At 68.4% G+C, this 833-nt stretch carries 1 protein-coding gene; it reads left to right on the top strand.

Annotated features, from left to right (window positions below):
- Positions 1–766, top strand: a 766-nt coding sequence (locus BIV01_RS19785; RefSeq protein ID WP_175473700.1) for an ABC transporter substrate-binding protein, incomplete at its 5' end; no start/stop codon positions are given.
- Positions 767–833: the final 67 nt, after the last annotated feature.

The following is an 833-nucleotide window of genomic DNA, read 5'->3' as shown; positions in this document are numbered from 1 at the left end:
GGCGATCCAGACCTGGGCGGACTTCCGGACCTTCGGCAAGCAGATCAAGCAGAAGACCGGTGCCGCGACGATCATCACCGCGACGCAGCTCTTCAACCAGTTCGTCTCCGCGAGCCCCACGCGGTACTTCGACCGTGACGACCAGCCGCTCTACCACGATGACGACAGCTCGATCCGGAAGGCCTGGGAGAACGCGGTCGAGTCGATCCACGCCGGGATCACCGGCAACCTGCAGTCCGGGACCGACCAGAACGCCGGGTGGGTCGCGGGTCGGGTCGCCGGGCAGATCGAGGGCGCGTGGTGGACGCAGATCATCCACGACACGGCTCCGGACCTGTCCGGGAAGTGGCGGATCGCCCGGCAGCCCGAGCGACCGGGCAACAGCGGCGGCTCGTTCCTGGCCGTGCCCAAGACGTCGAAGAACCCGGAGGCCGCGGTGGCGTTCGCCAAGTGGATCACCGGCGCGGACGTGCAGTCCCACACCTACAACGACATCCAGCTCTTCCCGTCGACACCCGCGTCGTTCGAGAACGGCATCATGCGCAACCCCGGCGACTTCTTCGGGGACCAGAACCCGCTCGACTTCTTCAGCAAGGCCGCACCGGAGGTCCCCGTGACGTACATCTCGAACTCGGAGCGGTTCATCGGCGCCTTCGCGACCGAGATCACGAACGTGGAGTCCGGCGGCAAGGACCCGGAGCGTGCCTGGCAGGACGCCATCGACCAGACCGACCGCGTCCTGGCGAAGCGCGGGGTGTCGGCATGAGCGCGCCGATCCGCGAGAAGACCGCCACCACCGCGAACCCCGTCGTCGGGGGCGCCCCCACCGCGTC

Origin of the sequence: Curtobacterium sp. MCBA15_013 (assembly GCF_001865095.1) — a bacterium.
Classification (GTDB): Bacteria; Actinomycetota; Actinomycetes; order Actinomycetales; family Microbacteriaceae; genus Curtobacterium.
This window is presented reverse-complemented; position numbering and strand designations above follow the sequence as displayed.